Here is an 803-nt window from a genome sequence, read left to right as displayed (position 1 = left end):
GCCTCGACCTCGACATCCGGCCGGGGGAGCGCGTGCTGCTCCTCGGCGCGTCCGGTTCGGGCAAGTCGACCCTGCTGCACGGGATGGCGGGCGTGCTGGGCGGTGACGACGAGGGCGAGTCGGTCGGCGAGCTCCTCGTCGACGGGCGCCCGGCCTCCGCCGCCAGGGGGCGCGCCGGGCTCGTGCTGCAGGATCCCGACGCGCAGGTGGTGATGGCGCGGCTCGGCGACGACGTGGCCTTCGGACTCGAGAACCTGGGCGTGCCACGCGGCGACATCTGGCCGCGAGTCGGTGCCGCACTCCGGGCGGTCGGCCTCGACCTGCCCCTCGACCATGCGACGACCGACCTCTCGGGTGGACAACGCCAGCGATTGGCGCTCGCCGGCGTGCTCGCGATGCGCCCGGGCCTCATCCTGCTCGACGAACCGACGGCGAACCTCGATCCGGCGGGCGTGCGGGAGGTGCGCGACGCCGTCGGGCGGATCGCCGACGACACCGGTGCGACCTTGGTCGTCATCGAGCACCGGGTCTCCGTCTGGCTGCCGCTGGTCGATCGCATCGTCGTCCTCGGCCCCGACGGAGGGCTGCTCGCCGACGGCCCTCCCTCCGACGTGCTGTCCGCCCGGGCGGCCGACCTCCGCGCCGCCGGCGTGTGGCTGCCCGACGAGGTGCCGTGGCATGCGCCCCGGCCCGACGCCTCGTCGCGGCATCCGCTGCTCACCGCCGTCGGCCTCGACGTCGCCCGCGTCGCCCGGCAGCCCGTGCTGCGCGGCGTCGACGTCCAGGTCGACGCGGGCCGCATC

At 75.8% G+C, this 803-nt stretch carries 1 protein-coding gene; it reads left to right on the top strand.

Features of this window, described 5'->3' with window-relative positions:
- Window positions 1-803 (top strand): energy-coupling factor ABC transporter ATP-binding protein (locus AC1DY2_RS20260; protein WP_476764049.1); only part of this gene is annotated, 803 nt, incomplete at both ends.

The sequence above is a fragment of the Agromyces sp. P1_H4 genome, from assembly GCF_056405255.1.
The sequence above is the reverse complement of the archived record's forward strand: the minus strand, read 5'-3'. Positions and strand labels throughout refer to the sequence as shown.